A 25,274-nucleotide genomic window follows, 5' to 3' on the forward strand; every position below is an offset into this window, starting at 1 on the left:
CTGCTGCCCCGGCACCCGCCCCCGCCGCTCCGGCTGCGCCGGCAGCGCCCGCTGCCTCTGGTCCGTCCGCCCATGGACTGGGCGACGACGCGGACTCGGTCTCTTACGTCACTCCGCTGGTGCGCCGCCTCGCGCAGCAGCAGGGTGTCGACCTGAGCACCGTCAGCGGCACCGGCGTCGGTGGCCGCATYCGCAAGGAAGACGTCCTGCAGGCGGCGGCAGCCGCCGCTGCTCCGGCCCCTGCCGAGGCGGCGCCCGCTCCCGCCGCACCGGCGCCGGTGGAGATCTCGCCGCTGCGCGGGACCACCCAGCCCATGTCGCGACTGCGAAAGGTCATCGCGGAGCGCGCCGTGGCCTCGATGCAGGCGACCGCGCAGCTCACGACTGTCGTCGAGGTCGATGTGACCAAGCTGTCCTCGTACCGCGACAAGGTCAAGGCTGATTTCCAGTCGAAGACGGGCGACAAGCTGTCGTTCCTGCCGTTCTTCGCGGTGGCGGCGGTCGAGGCTCTCCAGGCCTTCCCGATCGTCAACGCCACCGTCGACGGCAGCGACATCGTCTACCCGGCGAGCGAGAACATCTCGATCGCCGTCGACACCGAGCGCGGCCTGCTCACGCCGGTTGTGAAAGATGCTGGGGGCAAGAATCTCGCGCAGTTCGCCCGCGAGATCGCCGATCTCGCTGCGCGCACCCGGGACAACAAGCTGAAGCCCGATGAGCTGGCCGGCGGAACGTTCACCCTGACCAACACCGGCTCGCGCGGCGCGCTGTTCGATACCCCGATCGTGTTCCTGCCGCAGTCGGCGATCCTCGGCCTCGGCGCCGTGGTCAAGAAGCCGGGTGTCGTGCAGGTCGATGGCAAGGATGCGATCTCGGTGCGCTCCTACGTGTACCTCGCGCTCTCGTACGATCACCGCATCATCGACGGCGCCGACGCGGCACGCTTCCTCGGTGCGGTCAAGGCCCGTCTCGAGGCCGCGCAGTTCGAGGCCGATCTCGGCATCTGACCGAACTGACTATGGCTGCTCCGCGATGTCGTGCACATCGCGGAGCAGCCATTTTCCATCTGTGCGGATCACCAGGACGAGCTGCGCGACCGGACCCGCGGTGACCGGTTCGACGCGCAGCACGGCGGCCCCGCCGAAGTCGTCCAGCAGCGTCACTGTGCGCTGATCGGTCGGGAGGTCGATCGCCCCTGCAGCGCTGACCGCAGACGGATCCTCCAGAATGCCCGCGAGGCAGGCGTCGTCTCCGGCGCACGCGATGCGCTCCGCGAGCAGGTCGGACGTGACGGCCGCAAGATCTAGCGGCGCAGGCGCCGTCGTGATCGGGGTCTCCGTCGCGCCAAGGGTCGCGGCATCCGTCGCGCCAAGGGTGGCGGCATCCGTCGCTGCATGGGCCGGCACCTCGGCGGTGGCCGGTCCTTCGCCACCCGCCGGCCACATCAGCCCCGCCGCGAGCACGGCAGCGGCGATGCACAGCGAGACGATGATCGGTCGTCTGCTCCGCCCCGTCGGCGCAGACTGCACGCGGCGCCACAGTCCGGTGGTCACGCGGGAAAGCAGGTCGGCGAAGTCCGCATCGATGTGCCGTGCGAGGGTCTGCCCGAGCCCCGTGCGCTCAGTGTGGCCGGGCGTCGCCGGACGGAGATCTTGTGTGCGGCCGTCGAGGTCGCGAACCCTGCGCGGCGCGAGGACGGCCGTGGCGAGCGGCTCGGGATCGGCCAAGCCGAACAGCCGCTCCTCGATGCGCGGCAGCGTGTGGGCGAGAAGCGCAGGATCGGTCAGGGCGGCGATGAGCTCCTCGATCGGCTCCGCCATCCTCCCCGCCCCATCGAGGAGGGCGCTGAGGACGCCAGACGACCCGCGTACGGCCGACTCCCCACCTTCGTGCGCAGCGAGCATGGGCTGACCGCCCTCGGTGAGCCACCACGTCGCAGGGCAATCGGCATCCGCGCCTCCGGCGGCGAGCTCGTGCGCGCCGCGCGCGACGCTCACCGCGAGCGTGAGCCGTTCACCGGCGCTGAGCGGGGTCGCCGCGCGCCGCATGAGGAAATCGCTGAGCCGCTCCGTGCAGACCGGCAGCGCTACGTCGTGACCGTCCGCACGTCGGACGATGTCCGCCGGACCGAGCACGTGTCCATCGCGGGCCGCCCTCCAACCCGGCCACTCGTCAGGGAGCAGCTCCGCGTCGACGAGGAGGACGCTGCCGGCGCCGGGTGCACTCGCGAGGACGCCGGGCCACGGCGAGTCGGCGGGCGCCGCCACGGAGCGGAGGATCCGGTAGGAGCTCGCGAGGGAGGATTCGATTGGCACCCGCCGAGTGTCGCAAGCGAGCAGTCCGCGCACCGCCCTGGTTTCTCATCCGCGCACGGAACCGCGATCCCGCTCACTGGGGAGGAACGGGCGGAGCCGCCCGAAAGGTATCCTGGAGGCATGTCCGCCCGCACCAACGCACCCGAGAAGCGACCGAACTTCTTCCGTCAGCTGCGCACCCTTTACACGTACACGCAGAAGGCGTACCGCTGGCTCCCCTGGCTGCTCGCGGGAATCCTGGTGCTCAGCATCGGTGCCGGCGTTGCCGTGGGTCTGCTGATCCCGCCCGTCGCGTGGTGGAGCGTCACGATCTGGGGAATCACCGGCGTCATGCTCGGCATCCTCATCTCCCTCATGACGATGACCCGGCTGTCGACCTCGGCGATGTACAAGCAGATCGACGGGATGCCCGGCGCAGCCGGTCACATCCTTTCGACTTCGCTCGGGCGCAACTGGTCCGCGAACGACACTCCGGTGGGCGTCAACCCGAAGACCCAGGACGCCGTGTACCGCGTCGTCGGTCGAGGCGGGGTCGTGATCGTCGCGGAAGGCGCCCGCGGGCGCTTGACGCGCCTCGTGAACGACGAGCGCTCGAAGGTGCAGCGGGTTGCCTCCGGCGTGCCCGTGACGGTCATCTACATCGGTCATGGCGAGGGCGACGTGACGATCGCGAAGCTCGCCCCGACCATCAAGGCGCTGCCGAAGAAGATCGACAAGACGACCCAGTCGGCGGTCATCAAGCGGGTCGACTCCGTGTCGCAGTCGCTGGCGTCGCTGCCGATCCCCAAGGGCATCGATCCCACGAAGGCACGCGCGCCGCGACCCCGCTGACCCGCAGGCCGGTCAGGCGCGGATCAGCACCGTGCCCGCGGCCTTGTCGTGCAGCCCACGGTTGTCGGCGTCCCAGATGACGGCGGGGATCACGAGCACGAGCAGTGCGGTGCGCACGATCGGCCGCCACAGACCGGTCCAGCCGCCGCCGAGACGGATGACGCGCAGGCGCATGATCCGGTGTCCCGGGCTGCCGCCCAGCGTGGGGATGAAGAGGATCTGCACGATGGCGAACACGACAGTCGTCGCGAGCGGATCGTAGTCGAAGAACGCGATCGAGATCAGGACGGCGCAGGCCCAGTCGATCGCCAGCGCCGCGGCGCGGCGGCCGAGCTGCGCGATGCTGCCCGAACCCGCGGGCGCGAGGCCGAGGCGCTGCCCCGCATAGTCGTTTTCTGGCTGGGTTCCGGGCACCGCACCAGCCTATCCGCGCACAAGTAACATCCCGGAAACATGGGAGATACTGTCGGGACACGCCCTTTCGGTACGGTCATCAAGACCGCCACGGCGGGCGGCACTGCCCGAAGCCCTACCTCTGGAGCCTTAATGTTCAAAGATTCATCCGAGGTGCTGAAGTTCATCAAGGACGAGGACGTCAAGTTCCTCGACATCCGCTTCACGGATCTTCCTGGTGTTCAGCAGCACTTCAACATTCCCGCCTCGACCGTCGATGAGGAGTTCTTCACCGTCGGCCAGCTGTTCGACGGCTCCTCGATCCGAGGCTTTGCGAACATCCACGAGTCGGACATGCAGCTCATCCCCGACGTGTCGACCGCGTACCTGGATCAGTTCCGCGAGGCGAAGACGCTCGTCATGATCTTCGACATCTACAACCCGCGCAACGGCGAGATCTACCACAAGGACCCGCGTCAGGTCGCCAAGAAGGCCGAGAAGTACCTCGCGTCGACCGGCATCGCCGACACTGCGTTCTTCGCTCCCGAGGCGGAGTTCTACATCTTCGACGACGTGCGTTTCGAAGTGAAGCAGAACTCGAGCTTCTACTTCGTCGACTMCGAAGAAGGCGCCTGGAACAGCGGTCGCGTCGAAGAAGGCGGCAACCTGGCGAACAAGACCCCCTTCAAGGGCGGCTACTTCCCGGTCAGCCCCGTCGACAAGACGGCCGATCTCCGCGACGACATCACGCTCAACCTCATCGAGGCGGGCTTCATCCTCGAGCGCTCGCACCACGAGGTGGGCACGGGCGGTCAGCAGGAGATCAACTACCGCTTCGACACGATGCTGCACGCGGCCGACGACATCCTGAAGTTCAAGTACATCGTCAAGAACACTGCCGAGCAGTGGGGCAAGGTCGCGACCTTCATGCCCAAGCCGCTGTTCGGCGACAACGGCTCCGGCATGCACGTGCACCAGTCGCTGTGGCTCGACGGCAAGCCCCTCTTCTACGACGAGAAGGGCTACGGCGGCCTCTCGGACGTCGCCCGCTGGTACATCGGCGGCCTGCTGGCGCACGCTCCCGCGGTGCTCGCGTTCACCAACCCGACGATCAACTCGTACAAGCGCCTGGTCAAGGGGTATGAGGCGCCGGTGAACCTGGTCTACTCGGCCGGAAACCGCTCGGCAGCCATCCGCATCCCGATCACGGGCTCGAACCCCAAGGCGAAGCGCCTCRAGTTCCGCGCGCCGGATGCCTCGGGCAACCCGTACCTCGCATTCGCGGCGCAGCTCATGGCCGGTCTCGACGGCATCAAGAACCGCATCGAGCCGCACGAGCCGGTCGACAAGGACCTGTACGAGCTTCCCCCCGAGGAGGCGAAGAACATCCCGCAGGTTCCGAACTCGCTGCTCGACTCGCTCGACGCCCTCGCGGCCGACCACGCCTTCCTCCTCGAAGGCGGCGTCTTCACGCCCGAGCTCATCGAGACGTGGATCGAGTACAAGATCGAGAACGAGATCAAGCCGATCGCGGCCCGCCCGCACCCGTTCGAATACGAGCTGTACTTCGGCGTGTAATACGTCGCGCTGGAGAAGGGCCCCGGGCGACCGGGGCCCTTCTTTCGTTCACCGCGGTCGATAGCATGGCCGCATGTGGCCGTTCCACAGACCGGACCGGCCGGCGGGTCGGCAGTCCGCCCTGCCGGCGGCGCTCCGCGAGATCGGCGCCAACACCCCGCGGCGCTTCTCCCTCGGCCTCGACGATCCGGGCCAGGCAGCGCGGGCCTGTGAGGTGCTGGCCGAGCGCCTGGGGACGGAGCTGACCGTCCACCCTGACGCGCGACTGCTGCGGATAGCCTCCACATTCCAACCCGGAGACGCTGCCGTCCTTCGCCCGCTGAACATCCTGGATCAGGCGGGCATCGCGGTCGCCGACCTGCAGTTGACGGACATCGTCACGGAGATCACCGACGGGGCGCTACGCAGTGTCGTCCACGACTGGGCCGTCCACGGCAACACGGGACCCTATCGGCGCCGAGTCGAGCGTCTGGCTGGACCGACGCTCCTCGACCGATGTCTCGCCGCTGCGGGGACGGCACAGGCGACTCGAGACACGGATGCCGCGGCGTGGTGGTTAGCTGTGCGGTGCGTCGCCTTCAACACACCGGGCGCCGAGGTGCGACTGATCGACGAGGCCATCTCCAGCGACGATCGCGTCGCCGAAAAGCTGGTGGGTGCCGCAGCCGAACGCGTGCAGCTGGCGCGCCTGGGCGGCCTCGTGATCGACGTGCCGGCAGAGAGCATTGCGGCGGCGCTTGATCGCCGCGGCGTCGTCGCCGAGCGCGCCGCGGCGCTGACTGCGCTGCTGCCTGCTCACCTGGATGTCGTCGTCGCCGCCGCACTGTGCAACCTGGCCGATCGCGGCGGCGACGCAGCGCTCACCGCGCTGCGTGCGCTCGGCAACGCGGCGCCGACGGCACGGGTGCGCGCCACCTCTGAGGCCGCGATCTCCTCGGACGACGCGAACACTCGGGCGGCGGGCCTCGCCCTGCTCGCGCGCCACTGGCCAGGCGACGCACGGCCGGTGTGGCGCCGGTTTCTGGAGTCGAACTCCGCGCCGCTGCGGCAGATGGCCGAGACTGTCATGGGTGAGTGCGGCACTGAGGAGGACCTCCCTGATGCGGCCTCCCACCTCGCCATGCTGCTCCGGCTTCGGCACGGGATGTCGCAATCGCCACCCCGGGGCAGCGCCATCGTGAACCTTCTGATCCGATACCGCGACCACCCCGTTGCCCGAGAGGCGCTCGACGATCTCACGGCGCGCTGGCCGCGCCTGTCCGACGATATGCGCGCATGGGTATCGGGACAGCATCCTCAGCTCGTTCCGGTGGCCGCAGCCGCGGACGATGAGCCGTCAGAGCCGCCGTCCGAGGAACTCCTGACGTGGCCGCCGCCGTCGGTCCAGCGCGAGGGCTCGTCGTTCATGCTCGTCTTCGACGAGGAAGGCGCCCACCACCCCGTCAGAGGTCGGTTCGAGGAGCACCTCGACCGGCATCCTTCGGTCGAGGTGCTCGACGGTGACCGGGAATGGCTTTCGGTCATCATCCTCGCGGCGGATCCGGAGGCACTGGTCCGCACGCTGTGGTCTGCGGCGGGGGACGACAGTCACCCGTAGAAGAGCTTCTCGAACACGCGGCGGGCCCGCCGCGTCGCGCCGAGATAGTCCTCCTCGACCTGCGATGCCGAGCGCGGCGGGTACTCGAGGAGCCGGCCGATCCCATCGAGCCGGCGGCGGTCGGTGGGAAGGATGTCGCTGGTCTGCCCCGACAGAAGGGTATTGGCGGATCTGAGCCGGCTGGCCAGGCGCCACGCAGCCGCCAGTCGAGCACCGGCCGACTCGGGAATGAGGCCGGCGTCCTGCGCAGCACGCAGCGCGGTCATCGTCGAGGTCGTGCGCATGGCGGGAACGGCATGCGCGTGCTGCAGCTGCAGCAGCTGCACGAGCCACTCGACGTCGCTGAGCGAGCCCGGTCCGAGCTTCAGGTGGCGCGCGGGGTCCGCTCCCTGCGGAAGGCGCTCGTTCTCGACGCGGGCCTTGATGCGCTTGATCTCGCGCACGCCCTGCGGGTCTGCTGCCGCCGGATACCGCACCCGGTCGGCGAGCTCGGTGAACGCCCGAAGGAGCTTGACGCTGCCCGCGACACCCCGCGCCCGCAGCAGCGCTTGCGCCTCCCAGGACAGCGACCAGCGGCCGTAGTACTCCGCGTACGAGTCGAGGGATCGCACGATCGGGCCGTTGCGTCCCTCCGGTCGCAGGTCGGCGTCAAGATCGAGCGGGACGCGGTGATCCTCGGAGTGCTTGCGCAGGCCAGCCACGATCTTGTTGGCGAGTTCGTTGGCGTGCTGCGGCTCGATGCCATTGGCCCGATAGACGTAGAGGACATCGGCGTCGGAGCCGAAGCCGAGTTCCCGACCGCCGAATCGGCCCATCGCGATGACCGCGAAGTCCAGGGCGGCATCTTCCGGCGGCACCACCTCGCGGCGTACGGCCCGAAGCGTCGCCTGGATCGTGACATCTGTGATCGTGGTGAGCGACTCCGCCACCTGCTCGATGCTGACCGTGCCCAGCAGCGCGGCCATCGCGGTGCGGAGGAGTTCGCGTCGCCGCAGCGCCCGCACGGAGCGCATCGCGTCCGCGATCGTGGCATGGCGCGTCTGGATGGCACGTGCCTCCTCCTGGAGCGCGTGCCCGGAGCGCGGTGTCAGCAGCTCGTCATCGTCGAGCCACGCGGCCGACTCGGGGGTCCACTCCATGAGCTCGCCGACGTAGCGAGACCCCGACAGCACGCGGGTCAAACTCTCCGCGCCCGCTGATGAGTCCCGCAGCATCCGCAGGAACCACGGAGTGCTGCCCAGTCGCTCGCTGATGCGCCGGAAAGCAAGCAGCCCGTAGTCCGGGTCGACGCCGTCCGCGAACCAGCGGATCATGACCGGCATCAGGTGGCGCTGGATGGCCGCCTTTCGGCTCAGGCCGCTCGTGAGCGACGCGATGTGGCGCAGGGCGCCAGCCGGGTCGGCGAACCCGATCGCGGCGAGCCGATCATGCGCCTGCCCGGGCGAGAGCGCGCGCTCCTCGGCAGGCAGCGCCGCGACCGCCGAGAGGAGCGGCCGATAGAAGAGGCGGACATGGATGTCGCGGACCTCGCGCTTGATGGACTCCCAGACCTCCCACAGCGCCTCGCCGGTGTCGGCCAGCCGGGTGCTGCGGGCAAGGGTCCTCAGCTCCTCCGGTCGGGAGGGCATCAGGTGGGTGCGTCGCAGATTTCGCAGCTGCATCCGATGCTCGAGGAGCCTCAGGGAACGGTAGTGGCGGGCGAACGCGGCGGCCTCGGGTCGGCCGATGTAGCCTTCCGCGACGAGGGCGTCCAGCGCTGAGAGGGTGCCACGCTGGCGGATCTGGTCATCTGTCAGCCCGTGGACGAGTTGAAGGAGCTGCACGGTGAACTCGATGTCACGGATGCCGCCGGGGCCGAGCTTGATCTGGTAGGCGACCTCGCCGGCGGGAATGTGCTCGGTGACCCGCTCGCGCATGCGCTGCACGCTGTCGACGAAGTTCTCCCGCGCCGCGCTCGTCCAGATCTTGGGCTGGACCGCGGCCACGTACGCCTCGCCGAGCTCCAGGTCTCCGGCGATCGGGCGGGCCTTCAGCAGCGCCTGGAACTCCCAGCTCTTGGCCCAGCGGTCGTAATACGACAGGTGCGACGCGAGAGTTCGCACGAGCGCGCCCTGCTTGCCCTCCGGTCGGAGGTTGGCATCGACCTCCCAGAGCGGCGGCTCGATCTCCACGGACGAGATTCCCCGCATCAGCTGCACGGCGAGCCGGGTCGCGATGTCGACGACGCGGCTCTCGCCGATCTCATCGATGAGCTGCGGGTCGCCGCCCGCGACGAAGATGACATCGACGTCGCTCACGTAGTTGAGTTCGCGAGCACCGGTCTTGCCCATCCCGATCACCGCGAGCTGGGTCCGTGCGACCTGCTCCCGCGGGAACAGCGCGCCGCCCGCTCCCCCGCTGACGCGGGTGCGTGCCACGCTCAGCGATGCCTCGAGGGCCGCGCCCGCGGCATCCGCGAGCATCGCCGCCACCGCGGGGACCTCCTCGACCGGGTCCGCGCTCAGCAGATCGTAGGCGGCGATGCGCGCGAGCAGGCGTCGGTAGCGGGTGCGCAGCGCGACCCACGCCGCTTCGCCGGCCTCCTTTGCGAAGCCGTCTACGGCTCCGACCGAGTCCAAGAGGCCGACACGCAGTTCTTCCGCGGTGGGAAGGGCGCGGCCGGCGCCTTCGAGATGCGCGAGTTCATCCGGGTGGCGCAGGTAGAAGTCTGCGAATCCCGTCGACGCCCCGAGCAGCGCCCAGAGGGCGTGCCACCCCTGCGGGTCGCGCTGCAGAGCTCGGACGGGAGCGGGGTCCCGCCGCACGATCCTGACGAGGGCGGTCAAGGCAGCATCCGGGTCTGCTGCGGAGGCCGCCTCCGACGTGAACGCCTCCCGAGGCAGCCCGAGTGCCTCCTGGAGCTCGCCCAGGCCGGACTCGGCATCCGCCAGTTGGCTGAAGCCGATCCGGGCGAGCCCGGTCAGGGCGGACGTGCGCTCGTTCGAGGACACCATGGGGCGCCCGGTCAGAGCATCTCGAGATTGCTCTTCAGCTCGAAGGGCGTCACCTGCGTGCGATACTCCTGCCACTCCTTGCGCTTGTTGAGCAGGACGTAGTTGAAGACCTGCTCCCCCAGCGTCTCGGCGACGAGCTCCGACTCCTCCATGTACTCGAGGGCGTGGTCGAGACTCGCGGGCAGCGGCGCGTAGCCGAGCGCGCGCCGCTCCGAATCAGTGAGCGACCAGACGTTGTCCTCGGCCTCGGGCGGAAGGTCGTAGCCCTCCTCGATGCCCTTGAGTCCGGCCGCGAGCATGAGCGCGTAGGCGAGGTACGGGTTGGCAGCCGAGTCGAGCGCGCGATACTCGACGCGCGAGCTCTGGCCCTTGCTGGGCTTGTAGAGCGGTACGCGCACCAGCGCCGACCGGTTGTTGTGACCCCACGTGATGAAGCTCGGGGCTTCGTCGCCGCCCCAGAGCCGCTTGTACGAGTTCACGAATTGATTGGTGACCGCGGAGATCTCGTTCGCGTGCCGCAGCAGTCCGGCGATGAACTGACGGCCGACCTTGGAGAGCTGGTACTGCGCGCCCTCCTCGTAGAACGCGTTCATGTCGCCCTCGAACAGCGACATGTGCGTGTGCATGCCGCTGCCGGGCTTGCCGCTCAGCGGCTTCGGCATGAAGGTCGCATAGACGCCCTGCTCGATCGCCACCTCCTTGATGACGGTGCGGAACGTCATGATGTTGTCGGCGGTCGCGAGGGCGTCTGCGTAGCGCAGGTCGATCTCGTTCTGGCCGGGACCACCCTCGTGGTGGCTGAACTCGACCGAGATGCCGAGATCCTCGAGCATGCGCACCGAGCGCCTGCGGAAGTCGTGGGCGGTGCCGCCTGGCACGTTGTCGAAGTAGCCGGCGGAATCCACCGGCTCAGGACCGTCCGCGCCGAACGACGACGACTTGAGGAGATAGAACTCGATCTCGGGGTGCGTGTAGAAGGTGAACCCGGAGTCGGCGGCCTTGGCGAGGGCGCGCTTGAGCACGTGCCGCGGGTCCGCCACCGCCGGCTGCTCGTCCGGGGTGGTGATGTCGCAGAACATCCGCGCCGTCGGGTCGATCTCGCCCCGCCAGGGCAGGATCTGGAACGTCGTCGGGTCGGGGTGGGCCAGCAGATCGGACTCGTACGACCGGGTGAGTCCTTCGATCGCCGACCCGTCGAAGCCGAGGCCTTCGCTGAAAGCCCCCTCGACCTCGGCCGGCGCGATCGCGACAGACTTCAGCGTTCCGACGACGTCGGTGAACCAGAGCCGGATGAACTTGACCCCCCGCTCCTCGATCGTTCGCAGTACGAAGTCACGCTGCTTGTCCATCGCATCCTCTCCGGGCCCAGTCGGCCTGGTCAGTCTTCGCCGTCGACGTCGTCGTCCGGGCGCGGGGAACTCCCCCAGTCATCCTCGCGTGCATCGGCTTCCGCCCATGCCCGCGAGCGCTCGCGAAGGATCGAGGGAGCATTCGCAGCCTCCTCGGCCGTCTCGAACGGGCCCGCTCGATCGACCGCCGGWGATACGAATCCGAACTCGACCTTGCCCGTCGTCAGGTTGTACCAGTACTTCTCGCTGTCGCTCGACACTGCTGCCCCCTTCGATCCTCGTTCGATCCTACCGACCGGCCGCGTGCCGCTGGATAGGCTGAGGGCATGGCTTCCAAGGCGAAACGTGCAGTCGGAGTGGACATCGGCGGCACGGGCATCAAAGCCGGCATCGTGGACCTGGTCGGCGGCGTGCTCGCCAGCGACCGGGTCAAGGTTCCGACTCCCGTCGGCGCGCAGCCGAGCGACGTCCTGGAGGCCGTTCGCACCGTTCTGGAGGCGCTCGGCGTCGCAGACGACCACGACGTCCCGCTCGGGGTCGCGTTCCCCGCGATCGTCAAGGGCGGTCGCACGCTCTCCGCGGCCAACGTCTCGAAGGACTGGATCGGGTTCAAAGCCGAGAAGTTCTTCGCGAAGGGGCTCGGACGCGACATCCACTTCGCGAACGACGCCGACGTGGCCGGTGTCGCCGAACTGCGGTACGGCGCGGCGGCCGGACGCGACGGGCTCACGATCCTGACCACGCTGGGCACCGGCATCGGCTCCGCGATGCTCTACAACGGCGTGCTGGTGCCGAACACCGAGCTCGGTCACCTGCAGCGCGCCGGTGCCGAGACCGACTCGGAGGCGTTCGCCGCGTACTCGGCGATGGAACGCGAGAACCTGAGCTGGGAGGAGTGGGCGGCACGTCTGCAGTGGTATTACAGCCACGTCGAGTTCCTGTTCAGCCCCGACCTGTTCATCGTGGGCGGCGGCGTGTCCAAGCACGCCGACCAGTTCCTGCCGCTGCTTGACCTGCGGACTCCGATCGTTCCCGCGGTGCATCGCAACAACGCGGGCATCATCGGGGCTGCCGCCCTCGCGCTCGGCTGACCACACCGAGCTGCTGCTCGGCGGGAACCACCTAGTCGCCGGTCCGCAGCGGGTCGACGGCGTTCTCGATGAAGTGGCTGTCGCCGAGCACGCCCGCGTCGAACAGGACGCGGTACGCGGCCTCGACCTCGTTGAGTCGGTCCGCCCCGGCGGCAGCGCCGAGGTCGCCGGAGCGCACCTCGTCGAGCGACGCGATCGCCCATTTCGAGAACGCGGCCTGCAGGCCCATCGCCCGGTTATGGGGACCGGGGGTGTCAGCGACCCCGCGGCGGCCGGGGAACATGAAGCCGGTCGGGAGGGTCCACGGCCAGATCTTCGCGGAGGCGACGTAGAGCGCTTCGACGTCGGCGTGCGAAACGTGGGAGTCGAGCACCTCGTGCTCGCCGAGGCCGTTCGCGCGGAACAGGTCGTCCACGGTACCGGGGACGGTATCTATCGGCTCGACGGTGCCGGCCAGCGCGACCTGCACGCGGTCAGGCAGGAACGGGACGACGATGGGAGCGGCGAGGGCGACAAGCCCCACGGCGACAATGGCCACGGTTACCCCGGTCGTGATCTTGGCTGTGCGATTCATCATCGACAACCTACTCAGGGCGACCGACTCGAGGCCAACTGGCAGGTCACGTGGAGATAAGCGAATGGGCCGGCCTGTACGCCGGGTTCTGTTCCGGGGCGAAAGCCCCTTCGACGGTCATCTATCTCGGCGACACGTTGCCGTGCCGCTCCAGCGGCCTACCCGGGGACTCGGCGGGCCGCGTCATCATCCCCTGTCTGGCCTTGCTCCGGGCGAGGTTTACCTTGCGAGTCGCGTCGCCGCGACCCCGGTGGTCTCTTACACCGCCGTTTCACCCTTACCGCACCCGAAGATGCGGCGGTCTGTTCTCTGTGGCACTGTCTCGCGGATCACTCCGGGTGGGTGTTACCCACCGCCCTGCCCTATGGAGCCCGGACGTTCCTCGGTGCGGGAAACCCCGCCACGCGGCCGTCCAGCCGACCCATTCGCGGGCCGAGTCTAGCCGCCGCACCTGACGATGCGGTGCGCGTCAGACCTTGTCGGCCGACTCCGCGATGCGCAGATCGAGCGGGAAGTCGATCGGGAAGTCGCCGAACAGCAGGCGACCGGCGGATGCCGCGGAGGCGCGCACCTCGGCGGCCACCTGTTCGGCGAACGCGGCGGGCGTGTGCACGATGATCTCGTCGTGGAGGAAGAACGCCAGGTGCGGCGACCGCTCGAACGCTAGGCCGGACTGGGGCGCGGCATCCGTCTGCGAAACAGGCGGAAGTGCCGCCAGCCGAAGGCGCAGGTCGGCGAGCCATGCCAGCGCCCATTCCGCCGCCGTGCCCTGGACGATGAAGTTGCGGGTGAACCGGCCGCGATCCCCCGCCCGCCGGCGGGCTCGCGCTTCATCGGCGCCCGAGGCGCCTGGCTCGCTCGCGTGCGCCTGCGCGGCGTGCCAGAGCAGATCGGGGCGCGGGGAGCTGCGCCCGAGCCAGGTCGTGACGATCCCGCCCGCCTCGCCGATCCGGGCTGCGTCGTCGACCATCGCCATCGCGCGCGGGAAGGTGCGGCGGAGCCGCGGCACGAGGCGCCCGCTGTCGCCTGTCGTCGACCCGTACATGGCGCCGAGCATCGCGATCTTCGCCTCGGCGCGGGTGGCTACCGCCCCGGTGTCCACGATGCCGGTGTACAGATCGCGGCCGCGCGCGGCCGCGGCGAGCGCCTCGTCGCGCGCCATGGCGGCGAGCACGCGCGGCTCGAGCTGTGCCACGTCGGCGACCACGAGGCGCCAGCCCGGATCGGAGCGGACCGCGGTGCGCAGCTGCCGGGGCAGCTGCAGCGCACCCCCGCCGGACGAGGCCCAGCGGCCGGTGATGACCCCCGCCGGCACGTAGACGGGTCGGAACCTGCCCCGATCGATCCACTCGTCGAGCCAGTTCCACCCGTTCGCCGAGAGCAGGCGGGACAGTTTCTTGTACTCGAGCAGCGGCTCGATCACCGGGTGGGTCTGCTCGGCGAGCTCCCATCGGCTGGTCGAGTCGACCAGGATCCCGACGCGGTGCAGCGAACGCAGCAGCTTCGGCTGGGAGTCCAGGCTCGCCGTGGGATCCCCCAGGGCCTCGCGGACGCGCTGCGCCGACGTTTCGAGCTTGGCGGGCAGGCGGCCCGGATCGGGGCGCTCACCGAGGACGTCGGCGAGCAGCCGATCGTGCTCGGCGATATCCCAGGGCAGCCCGGCGGCGCGGAGCTCCTCGGCCACGAGGGCTCCGGCGGATTCCGCCGCCAGCAGCAGCCGCAGCCGCACCGGCTCTACCGCGGACGCCAGAGCTTCGCGCTGCCGCGCGAATTCGAGGAGCGCGCGGTCCAGGTCCACCGGGGGTCCGTCGGGCAGCGATGTGTCGTCCAGTTCGAACAATGCGGGCGCACGCGCCGGGAGCGCCGAGGTCACGGCATCCCACTCCGTCGCATTCCGCAGCAACTCCGCGGCGCCGACGAGCGCGGAATCCCTCAGGATCGCGTGGCAGAGCCGCAGGTCGTGGCAGCGCTCGACCCGCACACCTCCTGCGAGCAGGTCGGGGTACCAGCTCGGCGTGTCGTTCCAGACCCATCGCGCGGCGTTTCCTGCCTCGCGCGACGCGACCCAGGCGATGAGATCGGCCCCTGCAATTCGCGTGCGCGTCCTTTCGGCGCCGTCGGCATCCAGCTCAGCGGCGAGGAGGTCGCCGCCCGCGCGGCCGAGGGCGATCCATGTCGCGGGCTCAGGCCGTTCCGCCATCGTGCTCCCGCAGGAAGCTCTCGCGCCGATCCATCGATTCGTTCGCGGCCGCGTCGGCGCGCGCGTTCTCCAGTCGCGGGATCCACTCGAGCGTGACTTCGCGGTCCGCGATGACGCCCTGCGCGCGGCGGGCGAGCACCTGCATATCCGCGTGCTTGATCTTCCAGCGGCCGGACAGCTGCTCGACCACGAGCTTCGAATCCATGCGCACGCGGACGGATGCCTCGGGGTCGCGCGCGAAGGCGGCTTCCAGCCCCGCGATCAGACCGCTGTACTCGGCGACGTTGTTCGTGGCGATGACCATGAAGGTGCCGACCTCGACGAGGAGCTCGCCACTGCCCTCGTCGAGCACCACCGCGCCGCCCGCGGCGATGCCGGGGTTTCCTCGAGAGCCGCCATCGGCCTCGACGATGAAACGTCGGCTCACAGGCCGGATTCCTCCGTGCGGACCAGGATCGACCCGCACTCCGGGCAGTTGAGGATCGCATCGTCCGCCGCCTGGCGGATCGCCTGCAGATCGGTGCCGGCGAGCACCATGTTGCAGCCCTCGCAGGTGCCGCGGCGCAGCAGGGCCGCTCCGGAGCTGCGGACCGCCGCGCGGTCGTACAGCGCGAGGAGCGCGGGCGGGAGGGTCGCCGACACCGCGGCGCGATCGCGCGCAGCCTGGTCGTGGGCGGCAGTGGCCTCCGCGACAACCCGCTTGCCCTCGGCGCTGAGCCGCGCACCCTCGTCGTTGTTCTCCGCGATGAGCGCCTCCTGCTCAGCCACGGCGGCGTCGGCCTGCTCGAGCCGGTCCATGAGATCGAGCTCGGCATCCTCCAGGTCGCTCTTGCGGCGTGCGAGAGAGGCGAGCTCGCTCTCGAGCCCCTGCACTTCCTTCGTGTTGCTCGACGTGGCCAGCCGCTCGGCGTCTCTGGTGCGGCGAGCATCGACCATCGCGACGTCCGATTCGATGCGCGCCAGCTCGCGGCGGAGATCGTCCCTGGCGCCCAGGCGGGTGGAGAGCTCTGGCGACAGCTGCTGCYGGCGAGCGAGGAGCTCGTTCACCCGCGCCGCCTGGGGCGGGTTGCGGCGCGCCGCATCCGCGGTGCGGATGCGGGCATCGAGCTCGGCGACCTCGAGGAGGCGACGCTGGTCGGCGGGGGTTGCGTTCACGTGGGCCCCGCCGGGATCGAACCGACGACATCCACGGTGTAAACGTGGCGCTCTGCCAGCTGAGCTAGAGGCCCTGGCCCGCCCAGTCTACGAGGCGGGACCGGCTGGTCGGAGGCACCGGCCCGTGTGCGCCGACATGGGTAGGCTTATGCGCGGTGTGTTGTTGATGGCGAACAAAGCCGACCACACCATGCAGCCGAATGCCTGGCACGATCTGCCAGATGACGAAAGGTCCCCCGTGACTGTCAACGATCAGGATCCGTATTCTCAGGGCCCACTCGACAGCGACCCTGACGAGACCGCGGAGTGGCAGGAGTCCCTCCAGCAGCTCGTTCAGGCAAAGGGGTCCGGGCGCGGGCGCGAGATCATGCTGAGCCTGCTGCAGACCTCCCACGAGCTGCAGCTGAATGTCCCCCAGGTTCCGACCACGGACTACATCAACACCATCGCGCCGGAGAACGAGCCGGAATTCCCCGGTGACGAGGAGATCGAGCGCCGCTACCGCCGCTGGATCCGGTGGAACGCCGCGATCACGGTGCACCGTGCGCAGCGCCCCGGGATCGGGGTCGGCGGCCACATCTCGACGTACGCGTCATCCGCGTCGCTGTACGAAGTCGGCTTCAACCACTTCTTCCGCGGCCTCGACGACCCGTCGGGCGGCGACCAGATCTTCGTCCAGGGCCACGCCTCCCCCGGAATCTACGCCCGCTCCTACCTCGAGGGACGCCTGAGCAGCGACCAGCTCGACGGCTTCCGCCAGGAGAAGTCCAAGGCACCGCTCGGCATCCCGTCCTACCCGCACCCCCGGCTTCTGCCGGAGTACTGGCAGTTCCCCACCGTCTCGATGGGGCTCGGCCCGATCAACGCCATCTACCAGGCGATGTCGAACAAGTACCTGACGAACCGCGGAATCAAGGACGTGTCCGACTCGCACGTCTGGGCCTTCCTCGGCGACGGCGAGATGGACGAGGTGGAGAGCCGCGGCCAGCTGCAGGTCGCCGCGAACGAAGGCCTCGACAACCTCACGTTCATCGTCAACTGCAACCTGCAGCGCCTCGACGGCCCGGTCCGCGGAAACGGCAAGATCATCCAGGAGCTGGAGAGCTTCTTCCGCGGCGCCGGCTGGAATGTCATCAAGGTCGTCTGGGGTCGTGGCTGGGACGAGCTCCTCGCCAGGGACACCGACGGCGCACTCGTGCACCTGATGAACACCACCCCGGACGGCGACTTCCAGACGTTCCGCGCGGAGGAYGGCAAATACATCCGCGATCACTTCTTCGCCCGCGAYGAGCGCACCGCGAACTTGGTCAAGGACTACACGGACGACCAGATCTGGGGCGACCTGCGCCGTGGCGGCCTGGACTACCAGAAGGTGTACGCCGCCTACAAGAATGCCGCGGAGCACAAGGGCCAGCCCACGGTCATCCTCGCCAAGACCATCAAGGGATACGGCCTCGGTCATCACTTCGAGGGCCGCAACGCGACCCACCAGATGAAGAAGATGACGCTCGACGACCTCAAGCACTTCCGCGACTCCATGCGCGTGCCGGTCAGCGACGCGCAGCTCGAGGCGAACCCCTACGCCCCGCCCTACTACCACCCCGGCATGGAAGACGAGACGATCCAGTACATGGTGGAGCGCCGCCGTGCCCTCGGCGGGTTCCTCCCGGAGCGTCGCTCGCACCACGTGCCGATCACGCTCCCCGGCGATGAGGCGTACGCCCTCCCGAAGAAGGGGTCCGGCACCCAGGAGATCGCCACGACGATGGCGTTCGTCCGGCTGCTGAAGGATCTGCTGCGGGCCAAGGACTTCGGCCACCGCATCGTGCCGATCATCCCGGACGAGGCGCGCACGTTCGGCATGGACGCGTACTTCCCGACGGCCAAGATCTACAACCCCAACGGCCAGAACTACACGTCGGTCGACCGCGAGCTGCTCCTCGCCTATAAGGAGAGCCCGCAGGGTCAGATCATCCACGTCGGCATCAACGAGGCCGGTGCCGTCGCGGCGTTCACCGCAGCCGGCACGGCCTACTCGACGCACGGCGAGCCGCTCATCCCGGTCTACGTGTTCTATTCGATGTTCGGCTTCCAGCGCACCGGCGACGCCCAGTGGGCCGCTGGCGACCAGATGGCGCGCGGCTTCATCGTGGGCGCGACCGCCGGACGCACCACGCTGACCGGTGAGGGCCTGCAGCATGCCGACGGCCACTCGCACCTGCTCGCATCGACGAACCCCGCGACGGTCTCGTACGACCCCGCTTACGGCTACGAGATCGCGCACATCGTCCGGTCGGGCCTGGACCGCATGTACGGCGGCAACCACCCCGATCCGAACGTCATGTACTACATCACGGTCTACAACGAGCCGCTCGTGATGCCCGCCGAGCCCGAGGGTGTCGACGTCGAGGGCATCGTGCGCGGCATCCACCGCATCTCCGCTCCGGAGGGCGACGGCCCGCGTGCCCAGCTCCTGGCGTCCGGCGTCGGCGTGCTGTGGGCGCTCGAGGCGCAGAAGCTGCTGCGCGACGACTGGGGTGTGCAGGCCGATGTGTGGTCGGTGACCTCGTGGACCGAGCTGCGCCGCGACGGCCTCGCCGTCGACGAGCACAACTTCCTGCACCCGCAGGAAGAGCCGCGCACCGCCTACATCACCGAGAAGCTTCGGGATGCCGCGGGCCCGGTCGTCGCCGTGAGCGACTTCATGCACGCCGTGCAGGACCAGATCCGCCCGTGGGTGCCGAACCGGTTCGCGACGCTCGGCGCCGAGGGCTTCGGCTTCTCGGACACCCGGGCGGCCGCGCGTCGCTTCTTCAAGATCGATGGTCCCTCCGTCGTCGTCCGGACGCTCCAGGCCCTGGCCGAGGACGGCGTCGTCGACCGAGGACTCGCGGCACAGGCGATCGACCGCTACCGCCTACACGACGTGTCCGCCGGCACCAGCGGAAACGCGGGCGGCGAGAGCTGACGCGGAGGATGCCGGTCACCTCCACTCCGATGGACAAATCCGAGACTCTCGCATGGCTGCGACGGATCTCGGGAGACCTCGCGACGGCGACGATCAAGCGCCTCGACGACACGCTCCCGTGGTATTCCGACATGCCGCCCGCGCGACGCTCGGCCGTCGGGCTCGTGGCGCAGGCCGGCATCGCCGCGTTCATCCAGTGGTACGACGACCCCAAGTCGACACCGTGGATCGCCGCCGACATCTTCGCCGCTGCCCCGCGTGAACTGCTGCGCAGCGTCAGCCTGCAGCAGACGCTCCAGCTGATCCGCGCGACGGTCGAAGTGACCGAGGAGCGGGTGGCGAGCAAGGGCGAGCACGTCCGCGAGGCGATCCTGCTGTATTCGCGGGAAGTCGCCTTTGCGGCCGCCGATGTGTATGCGCGCGCCGCCGAGACGCGCGGCCTCTGGGATGCCCGGCTGGAAGCGCTCGTGGTGGACTCGATCCTCACCGGAGAAGCCGACGAAGAACTCCCGAGCCGGATCGCGGCGCTCGGCTGGCACGGTCACGGCGAGGTGTCGGTGCTCGTCGGCACGACGCCACCGCAGTTCGACGTCGATCAGCTGCGCCGCACGGCGCGCAAGCTCGGCGTCGACGTGCTGATCGGCGTCCAGGGCTCGCGGCTCGTCCTCGTGATCGGCCGTGCCGAACTTCTCGCCCGCAGCGAAGAGTTGCCCTCCGAGCTCCCCTTCCCCGAGATCGCGAAGCGCCTCGAGCCCGGATTCGGCAGCGGCCACCTCGTGCTCGGCCCGCCCGTGCCTGCACTCGTCGAGGCGAGCCAGAGCGCCCGCGCCGCGCTGGCCGGATTCGCGGTGGCGAAGGGGTGGCGCAACGCCCCCCGACCGGTGGAGGCCGACGATCTGCTCCCGGAGCGCGCATTGGCCGGCGATCCCCTCGCGAAGCAGACCCTCGTCGAGCGCATCTACCGGCCCCTGCAGGCGCATAGCGCAGACCTCGTCGCGACGCTGTGGAGCTACCTCGACAACGGGCGTTCGCTCGAGGCGACCGCACGTGAGCTCTTCGTGCATCCGAACACCGTGCGATACCGCCTCAAGCGCGTCTCCGAGGTGATCGGGTGGGATGCGACCGGCCCCCGCGAGGCCCTCATTTTGCAGACCGCGCTCATCCTCGGCTCGATCGGCACCGAGTCAACCCGGCGCCGGCCGTCCGCCGGACGCCGCGGAAACGGATGAATGTGTCCGACTCACACAAAGGATTGCGCGATTTCTGTGCGCTCATCGCCAGAGGACGCTCTCAGATCATTGGGAGGATGGAATGGTGATCATCGCTGTGTTCCCCGGGCAGGGCTCTCAGTCCCCCGGGTTCCTCGCACCGTGGCTCGAACGCGAGGGCGCCGCGCAGCGACTGCAGCAGTACTCGGACTGGGCCGGAGTCGACCTCGTCGCCGCCGGCACCGAGTGGGACGCCGACCGCATCCGTGATACCCAGGTCGCCCAGCCGCTCATCGTGGCGGCCAGCCTGCTCTCCTGGAACGCGCTCGAGGACCGCGAGAGCATCGTCGGGGTCGCCGGGCACTCGGTTGGCGAGTTCGCCGCCGCCGCAGCCTCCGGCATCCTCTCCGAAGAGGACGCCCTGCGCCTCGTCGGTCTCCGCGGCCGCGCGATGGCCGAGGCGGCCGGCGCGCAGGAGTCCGGCATGAGTGCCGTGATCGGCGGCGACCAGGCCACCGTGGTCGCTCGTCTCGAGGAGCTCGGACTCACCCCCGCGAACTACAACGGCGGCGGTCAGCTCGTCGCAGCCGGAGCGCTCGGCGCGCTGCAGGCGCTGGCGGCCGAGCCGTCGCCCGGCACGCGCGTCATCCCGCTCGCGGTGGCGGGCGCCTTCCACACCGACTTCATGGCCCCGGCGGTCGAGACGCTGCGGCAGGCGGCCGCTGCGGTCGAGCCCCACGACCCGGCGCGGCGGATCTGGACCAACCGCGACGGCTCCACGGTCGGCAGCGGAGCCGCCTACCGCGATCTGCTCGTTGAGCAGGTCGCCTCGCCGGTGCGCTGGGACCTGTGCATGGCCGCGTTCGCCGAAGCAGGCGTCAGCGGCATCATCGAACTCGCCCCTGCCGGAACACTCGTCGGTCTCGCAAAGCGCGCCCTGCGCGGTGTGCCTGCGGTCGCCGTCAAGACCCCGGACGACCTCGTCGCCGCCGGGGCACTTATGACCGGAGGAACAGCATGACTCCCGCGCTCGTGCAGCCCACGGGGCCCGCGCACACCCGGATCTACTCGTACGGCGCCGCCCGCGGCGAGAACTACGTCCCCAACGACGACCTGGTGGGCCCGATCGACTCCAGCGACGAGTGGATCCGCAAGCGCACCGGAATCATCACGCGTGTGCGCGCGAACAAGGAGACGACCGCGATCGAGCTCGCGACGGATGCCGCAGCCGAGGCGATCGCACGCTCCGGCGTCGACCCTGCCCTCATCGATGCGGTGCTGGTCGCCACGATCAGCAACCCGAAGCAGTCCCCGTCGGTCGCCGCCATCGTCGCCGACCGAGTGGGCGCGAACCCCGCGGCCGCGTACGACCTGAACGCCGCCTGCGCCGGCTTCGCCTATGGCGTCGCACAGGCGGATGCGCTGATCCGCGGTGGCGCGGCCCACTACGCCGTCGTCATCGGCGCGGAGAAGCTCAGCGACATCGTCGACCCGACCGACCGGAGCATCTCGTTCCTTCTCGGCGATGGCGCCGGCGCCGTCGTGATCGGTCCGAGCGACACCGTCGGCATCGGCCCCACCGTGTGGGGCTCGGACGGATCGAAGGCCGACGCCGTCGGGATGGATGCGACGCTGACGCAGTTCCGCGACGGTGAGGCGCCGTGGCCGACCCTTCGACAAGAAGGACCGACGGTGTTCCGCTGGGCGGTGTGGGAGATGGTCAAGGTCGCCCGACAGGCGCTCGAGGCCGCCGGAGTCGAGGCATCCGATCTCGCCGCCTTCATTCCGCACCAGGCGAACATGCGGATCATCGACGAATTCGCCAAGCAGCTGCACCTTCCCGAGACGGTGCTCATCGCTCGCGACATCGAGACCACCGGGAACACCTCGGCGGCATCGATCCCGCTCGCGGCGCACCGCCTGCTCGAAGAGCACCCGGAGCTGAGCGGCGGACTCGCCCTGCAGATCGGCTTCGGCGCCGGACTGGTGTTCGGCGCGCAGGTCGTCGTTCTTCCCTGACGCCGCACGGCGCAACCCTAAACTTGAACACGGCCCGCCCCCGGGCGTGAAAACCCCGAAGAACAGGAGAAAACCATGGCATTCAGCACCGACGAGGTCCTCGCAGGACTCGCCGAGCTCGTCACCGATGAGACGGGCATCTCGGCAGACGAGGTAGCGCTCGAGAAGTCCTTCACGGACGACCTCGACATCGACTCGATCTCGATGATGACGATCGTCGTCAACGCCGAGGAGAAGTTCGGCGTCACGATTCCCGACGACGAGGTCAAGAACCTCAAGACCGTCGGCGATGCCGTCACCTACATCTCGTCGAACCAGGCGTAACAGCTGTCCCGGTGGGGGCGCTGAGCCCCCACCGGCAACACTCAAGGACTCCATCACATGAGCAAACCGCGCATCGTCGTGACCGGCATCGGCGCGACCACCCCTATCGGTGGGACCGCCCCCGAGACCTGGTCGGCATTGCTGCAGGGCGTTTCGGGCACCCACGCGCTCGAATACGACTGGGTCGAGAAGTACCAGCTTCCGGTCCACTTCGCCGCGGAGGCCGTCGTTCAGCCGAACACCGTGCTGGAGCGCCCGGTGGCGAATCGCCTCGATCCTTCCGCCCAGTTCGCCCTCGTGGCGGCGAAGGAGGCCTGGGAGGACGCCGGCGCCCCCGACGTCGACCCCTTGCGGCTCGCCGTCGACTTCGCCACCGGCATCGGCGGCCTGCAGACGACGCTGAACGGCTGGGACGTCCTCAAGGAGAAGGGCCCTCGTCGCATCATGCCGATGAGCATCCCCATGCTCATGCCGAATGCGCCGGCCGCGGCGATCTCGATGCACCTTAACGCCCGCGCGTACGCGCGGACTGTGGCGTCCGCGTGCGCCTCGAGCACCGAGTCGCTCGTCAACGCGTTCGAGACCCTCCAGATGGGCCGCGCCGATGTCGTGATCACCGGCGGATGCGAGGCCACCGTCCACCCGCTCGCCATCGCCGCGTTCGCCGCGATGCAGGCCCTCTCCAAGCGCAACGACTCCCCCGAGACGGCCTCGCGCCCGTACAGCATCGATCGTGACGGCTTCGTCATGGGCGAGGGCGCCGCGTGCCTCGTGCTCGAGACCGAGGAGCACGCCAAGGCCCGTGGGGCGAAGATCTACGGCGAGATCGTGGGCGGCGGCGTCACCGCCGATTCGTACCACATCACCGCTCCCGAGCCCGAGGGCCTCGGCGCGTCCCGCGCCGTGCGTCAGGCGCTCGAGCAGGCCGATGCCAAGCCCGAGGATGTCACGCACATCAACGCGCACGCGACATCGACGCCGACCGGTGACATCGCCGAGTACAAGGCGCTGCGCTCGGTGTTCGGAGACCGCATCCACGAGATCCCGGTCTCGGCCACGAAGGCCTCGACCGGTCACCTTCTCGGTGGCACCGGCGCCCTCGAGGCGATCTTCACCCTCCTCGCGCTCAAGGAGCGTCAGGCCGCCCCGACGATCAACCTCTCGACGCAGGATCCGAACATCCCGCTGCGCATCTCGGGGTCGCCGATCCCGCTCGGCGCAGGCCCGCAGCTCGCGATCAGCAACTCGTTCGGCTTCGGCGGCCACAACGCCGTCGTCGCGTTCCGCTCCATCTGACACCCACCGGCCGCTAGTCGGTCGACGCACACGAAGACGCCCCGGGACCCTTCGACAAGCTCAGGGACCGACCGGGGCGTCTGTCGTGTCAGGCGGACGATTCGCGGTCCCGACGCCCGGGAATTAACTCTCCGAGATTCGGTAATGGCGCCTCGTGCCGCCCAAGTATGGAGTTATCGGATGCCGCGGCCGCGGCATCCGGTCAGCCGACCTTGTGAAGCCAGACGACCGGTGCCTCGTCGCTTGCATGCCGGAACGGCTCGAGCTCCTGGTCCCAGGCCGAGCCGAGCGCGACCTCGAGCTCGCGCTGGAGCTCGAACGCGTCACCGGCGGCGACCTCGAGGGCGTAGCGCACCCGATCCTCGCCGACCACGATGTTGCCCGCGGTGTCGGTCTGCGCGTAATGGATGCCGAGACCCGGGGTGTGCATCCACCGGCCGCCGTCGCTGCGCGGCGTCGGGTCTTCGCTCACTTCGAAGCGGAGGTGCTCCCAGCCGCGGATCGCGGTGGCGAGAGCTGCGCCGGTTCCGGCCGGGGCCTCCCAGTAGAACTCGGCGCGACGACTGCCGGAGAGTACCGGCTGGTCGATCCAGTCGAAGTTCACTGCGCGGCCCAGCGCGCGGCCGACCGCCCACTCCAGGTGGGGGCACAACGCGCGTGGCGCGGAGTGAATGTAGATCACTCCACGCGCCTGTGGTGTCGCCATGGTCTCTCCGTTTCATCAGGTGCGTCTTCCCCAACGACCTGACAGAGCGATCCGGCGTGTGTTCGATTGTGCTGGGGCCAATTATCGCCCAGGGTCTGGCGAATCACAAGGATGTGATTCCGTGGGGCGGGTGGGACTTGAACCCACGATCGTCGGGTTATGAGCCCGCTGCCTTGACCAGCTTGGCCACCGCCCCGTGCACTGTCGAAACGGCGCGAATCGAGCCTACAACGTGGTCGGCCTCACCCTCGCAGGCGCTGTGCCGAGCGGAATGCGAGAATATCGGTGTGGATGTGTGGGCCTGGTCTCTCCTCGTCGCCGCGCTGGTCGCGGTCGTCGTGCTGATCGCCTTCGCGCCGGCCATCAAGCGCGACCACCGCAGGCGTCAGCTCGCGGGCGGCGGGGGCATGGCTGGATTGGGCGGCGGGATGGACGCGGTCTGGCGTCCGAGCGCCGAAGAGGCGCATGCCGACTGGCAGGCCCAGGTGGAGGTGCCGGCGCCCGCGCCGGCACCGGGCGACAAGAGCCGCCTCACGGACGGGCGCATCGTCATCGACATCCCCCGGGCGGACTGAGCGCGTCAGGCGTCGGTGACATCCCCGGTGGACGCGCCGCCGGTTTCGCTCGCCTCGGCTGCCGCGGCGGCCTCAGCGGCGTCCTCGGCCCGCTCGATCTCG

The 25,274-nt window shown here is 69.3% G+C and carries 22 protein-coding genes, 2 tRNA genes and 1 other RNA gene; 12 read left to right on the forward strand and 13 right to left on the reverse strand.

From position 1 onward, the window contains the following. The coding region (gene sucB / locus AC1DVT_RS05860; RefSeq protein ID WP_477387315.1) for a 2-oxoglutarate dehydrogenase, E2 component, dihydrolipoamide succinyltransferase at window positions 1-1,007 on the forward strand (1,007 nt) is incomplete at its 5' end. Between the two features lie 9 nt (window positions 1,008-1,016). Here sucB and AC1DVT_RS05865 read toward each other — a convergent pair. Then, window positions 1,017-2,315 carry a hypothetical protein gene (locus AC1DVT_RS05865; protein WP_477387317.1) on the reverse strand — a complete coding sequence of 433 codons (1,299 nt, stop codon included), beginning with the start codon at window positions 2,313-2,315 and terminating at the stop codon, window positions 1,017-1,019. A gap of 120 nt (window positions 2,316-2,435) precedes the next feature. Between AC1DVT_RS05865 and AC1DVT_RS05870 the strand changes: the two genes are divergently transcribed. Continuing rightward, a complete protein-coding gene (locus AC1DVT_RS05870; protein WP_457098605.1) occupies window positions 2,436-3,146 on the forward strand; it encodes a DUF4191 family protein in 711 nt (236 codons plus the stop codon). 12 nt (window positions 3,147-3,158) lie between these two features. Here AC1DVT_RS05870 and AC1DVT_RS05875 read toward each other — a convergent pair whose 3' ends face one another. Then, on the reverse strand, window positions 3,159-3,560 hold the full coding sequence (locus AC1DVT_RS05875; protein ID WP_477387319.1) for an RDD family protein: 402 nt from the start codon (window positions 3,558-3,560) through the stop codon (window positions 3,159-3,161). A gap of 132 nt (window positions 3,561-3,692) precedes the next feature. Between AC1DVT_RS05875 and glnA (AC1DVT_RS05880) the strand changes: the two genes are divergently transcribed. Continuing rightward, window positions 3,693-5,117: a type I glutamate--ammonia ligase gene (glnA, locus tag AC1DVT_RS05880; RefSeq protein WP_477387321.1), complete on the forward strand. Its 1,425-nt coding sequence runs from the start codon at window positions 3,693-3,695 to the stop codon at window positions 5,115-5,117. Between the two features lie 73 nt (window positions 5,118-5,190). Next, the gene (locus AC1DVT_RS05885; protein WP_477387323.1) at window positions 5,191-6,714 is read left to right on the forward strand and encodes a hypothetical protein; all 1,524 of its coding nucleotides are present in this window, start codon (window positions 5,191-5,193) and stop codon (window positions 6,712-6,714) included. On the opposite strand, the gene AC1DVT_RS05890 is transcribed toward AC1DVT_RS05885, so the two are convergent. From AC1DVT_RS05890 to AC1DVT_RS05900, 3 genes are read right to left on the reverse strand one after another with little or no spacing between them, the layout of a single operon-like run. Beyond that, on the reverse strand, window positions 6,705-9,707 hold the full coding sequence (locus AC1DVT_RS05890; RefSeq protein ID WP_477387325.1) for a bifunctional [glutamine synthetase] adenylyltransferase/[glutamine synthetase]-adenylyl-L-tyrosine phosphorylase: 3,003 nt from the start codon (window positions 9,705-9,707) through the stop codon (window positions 6,705-6,707). The two genes, AC1DVT_RS05885 and AC1DVT_RS05890, sit on opposite strands and share 10 nt — an antisense overlap. A gap of 11 nt (window positions 9,708-9,718) precedes the next feature. Beyond that, the gene (glnA, locus tag AC1DVT_RS05895; protein WP_457098600.1) at window positions 9,719-11,056 is read right to left on the reverse strand and encodes a type I glutamate--ammonia ligase; all 1,338 of its coding nucleotides are present in this window, start codon (window positions 11,054-11,056) and stop codon (window positions 9,719-9,721) included. A gap of 29 nt (window positions 11,057-11,085) precedes the next feature. Further along, window positions 11,086-11,316, reverse strand: coding sequence for an SPOR domain-containing protein (locus AC1DVT_RS05900; RefSeq protein ID WP_457098599.1), 231 nt, complete (start codon window positions 11,314-11,316; stop codon window positions 11,086-11,088). A gap of 66 nt (window positions 11,317-11,382) precedes the next feature. Between AC1DVT_RS05900 and ppgK the strand changes: the two genes are divergently transcribed. After that, window positions 11,383-12,147, forward strand: a complete 765-nt coding sequence (gene ppgK / locus AC1DVT_RS05905) for a polyphosphate--glucose phosphotransferase (protein WP_477387327.1) — start codon at window positions 11,383-11,385, stop codon at window positions 12,145-12,147. A gap of 31 nt (window positions 12,148-12,178) precedes the next feature. On the opposite strand, the gene AC1DVT_RS05910 is transcribed toward ppgK, so the two are convergent. The 6 genes from AC1DVT_RS05910 to AC1DVT_RS05935 all read right to left on the reverse strand — a co-directional run bounded on the left by AC1DVT_RS05910 (window position 12,179) and on the right by AC1DVT_RS05935 (window position 16,150). After that, window positions 12,179-12,724 carry a hypothetical protein gene (locus AC1DVT_RS05910; RefSeq protein WP_477387329.1) on the reverse strand — a complete coding sequence of 182 codons (546 nt, stop codon included), beginning with the start codon at window positions 12,722-12,724 and terminating at the stop codon, window positions 12,179-12,181. 58 nt (window positions 12,725-12,782) lie between these two features. Continuing rightward, an RNA gene (gene rnpB, locus AC1DVT_RS05915) (RNase P RNA component class A) lies at window positions 12,783-13,145 on the reverse strand. 45 nt (window positions 13,146-13,190) lie between these two features. After that, window positions 13,191-14,921, reverse strand: a complete 1,731-nt coding sequence (locus AC1DVT_RS05920; protein ID WP_477387331.1) for a bifunctional 3'-5' exonuclease/DNA polymerase — start codon at window positions 14,919-14,921, stop codon at window positions 13,191-13,193. Continuing rightward, on the reverse strand, window positions 14,905-15,348 hold the full coding sequence (locus AC1DVT_RS05925; protein ID WP_477387333.1) for a reverse transcriptase-like protein: 444 nt from the start codon (window positions 15,346-15,348) through the stop codon (window positions 14,905-14,907). The genes AC1DVT_RS05920 and AC1DVT_RS05925 overlap by 17 nt, the downstream gene beginning before the upstream one ends. Next, window positions 15,345-16,076 carry a zinc ribbon domain-containing protein gene (locus AC1DVT_RS05930; protein WP_477387335.1) on the reverse strand — a complete coding sequence of 244 codons (732 nt, stop codon included), beginning with the start codon at window positions 16,074-16,076 and terminating at the stop codon, window positions 15,345-15,347. The genes AC1DVT_RS05925 and AC1DVT_RS05930 overlap by 4 nt, the downstream gene beginning before the upstream one ends. 1 nt (window position 16,077) lies before the next feature. Next, a tRNA-Val gene (locus AC1DVT_RS05935) sits at window positions 16,078-16,150 on the reverse strand. 164 nt (window positions 16,151-16,314) lie between these two features. Between AC1DVT_RS05935 and aceE the strand changes: the two genes are divergently transcribed. The 6 genes from aceE (at window position 16,315) to AC1DVT_RS05965 (ending at window position 23,891) form a co-directional block, all read left to right on the forward strand. Further along, on the forward strand, window positions 16,315-19,044 hold the full coding sequence (gene aceE, locus AC1DVT_RS05940) for a pyruvate dehydrogenase (acetyl-transferring), homodimeric type (protein WP_477387337.1): 2,730 nt from the start codon (window positions 16,315-16,317) through the stop codon (window positions 19,042-19,044). An 8-nt stretch (window positions 19,045-19,052) separates the two neighbouring features. After that, window positions 19,053-20,273 (forward strand): PucR family transcriptional regulator, encoded by a 1,221-nt coding sequence (locus AC1DVT_RS05945; RefSeq protein WP_457098590.1) that lies wholly within the window; start codon window positions 19,053-19,055, stop codon window positions 20,271-20,273. Window positions 20,274-20,358: 85 nt separating this feature from the next. Beyond that, window positions 20,359-21,273: an ACP S-malonyltransferase gene (locus tag AC1DVT_RS05950; protein ID WP_477387343.1), complete on the forward strand. Its 915-nt coding sequence runs from the start codon at window positions 20,359-20,361 to the stop codon at window positions 21,271-21,273. Then, complete coding sequence (locus AC1DVT_RS05955) at window positions 21,270-22,271, forward strand: beta-ketoacyl-ACP synthase III (RefSeq protein ID WP_457098588.1); 1,002 nt, start codon at window positions 21,270-21,272, stop codon at window positions 22,269-22,271. The genes AC1DVT_RS05950 and AC1DVT_RS05955 overlap by 4 nt, the downstream gene beginning before the upstream one ends. 75 nt (window positions 22,272-22,346) lie before the next feature. After that, window positions 22,347-22,595, forward strand: coding sequence for an acyl carrier protein (locus tag AC1DVT_RS05960; protein ID WP_457098587.1), 249 nt, complete (start codon window positions 22,347-22,349; stop codon window positions 22,593-22,595). Window positions 22,596-22,652: 57 nt separating this feature from the next. After that, the gene (locus AC1DVT_RS05965; RefSeq protein ID WP_477387339.1) at window positions 22,653-23,891 is read left to right on the forward strand and encodes a beta-ketoacyl-[acyl-carrier-protein] synthase family protein; all 1,239 of its coding nucleotides are present in this window, start codon (window positions 22,653-22,655) and stop codon (window positions 23,889-23,891) included. Between the two features lie 202 nt (window positions 23,892-24,093). Here AC1DVT_RS05965 and AC1DVT_RS05970 read toward each other — a convergent pair whose 3' ends face one another. Together AC1DVT_RS05970 and AC1DVT_RS05975 are read right to left on the reverse strand one after the other, a co-directional pair. Beyond that, window positions 24,094-24,597 (reverse strand): DUF3145 domain-containing protein, encoded by a 504-nt coding sequence (locus AC1DVT_RS05970; RefSeq protein WP_457098585.1) that lies wholly within the window; start codon window positions 24,595-24,597, stop codon window positions 24,094-24,096. A gap of 122 nt (window positions 24,598-24,719) precedes the next feature. Then, window positions 24,720-24,793, reverse strand: a tRNA-Ile gene (locus tag AC1DVT_RS05975). Between the two features lie 91 nt (window positions 24,794-24,884). Between AC1DVT_RS05975 and AC1DVT_RS05980 the strand changes: the two genes are divergently transcribed. After that, window positions 24,885-25,172: a hypothetical protein gene (locus AC1DVT_RS05980; RefSeq protein ID WP_477387341.1), complete on the forward strand. Its 288-nt coding sequence runs from the start codon at window positions 24,885-24,887 to the stop codon at window positions 25,170-25,172. The last annotated feature ends 102 nt before the right edge of the window (window positions 25,173-25,274 follow it).

It is taken from the genome of Microbacterium sp. P2_F9 (assembly GCF_056403635.1).

What these genes read in the sequence shown, in the direction of transcription:
- AC1DVT_RS05885 (WP_477387323.1), top strand. Translation starts at nt 5,191, where the DNA reads ATGTGGCCGTTCCACAGACCGGACCGGCCGGCGGGTCGGCAGTCCGCC.
- AC1DVT_RS05965 (WP_477387339.1), top strand. Translation starts at nt 22,653, where the DNA reads ATGAGCAAACCGCGCATCGTCGTGACCGGCATCGGCGCGACCACCCCT.
- AC1DVT_RS05890 (WP_477387325.1), bottom strand. Translation starts at nt 9,707, where the DNA reads ATGGTGTCCTCGAACGAGCGCACGTCCGCCCTGACCGGGCTCGCCCGG.
- AC1DVT_RS05870 (WP_457098605.1), top strand. Translation starts at nt 2,436, where the DNA reads ATGTCCGCCCGCACCAACGCACCCGAGAAGCGACCGAACTTCTTCCGT.
- glnA (WP_457098600.1), bottom strand. Translation starts at nt 11,056, where the DNA reads ATGGACAAGCAGCGTGACTTCGTACTGCGAACGATCGAGGAGCGGGGG.
- AC1DVT_RS05970 (WP_457098585.1), bottom strand. Translation starts at nt 24,597, where the DNA reads ATGGCGACACCACAGGCGCGTGGAGTGATCTACATTCACTCCGCGCCA.
- AC1DVT_RS05910 (WP_477387329.1), bottom strand. Translation starts at nt 12,724, where the DNA reads ATGATGAATCGCACAGCCAAGATCACGACCGGGGTAACCGTGGCCATT.
- AC1DVT_RS05955 (WP_457098588.1), top strand. Translation starts at nt 21,270, where the DNA reads ATGACTCCCGCGCTCGTGCAGCCCACGGGGCCCGCGCACACCCGGATC.
- AC1DVT_RS05960 (WP_457098587.1), top strand. Translation starts at nt 22,347, where the DNA reads ATGGCATTCAGCACCGACGAGGTCCTCGCAGGACTCGCCGAGCTCGTC.
- ppgK (WP_477387327.1), top strand. Translation starts at nt 11,383, where the DNA reads ATGGCTTCCAAGGCGAAACGTGCAGTCGGAGTGGACATCGGCGGCACG.
- AC1DVT_RS05945 (WP_457098590.1), top strand. Translation starts at nt 19,053, where the DNA reads ATGCCGGTCACCTCCACTCCGATGGACAAATCCGAGACTCTCGCATGG.
- AC1DVT_RS05920 (WP_477387331.1), bottom strand. Translation starts at nt 14,921, where the DNA reads ATGGCGGAACGGCCTGAGCCCGCGACATGGATCGCCCTCGGCCGCGCG.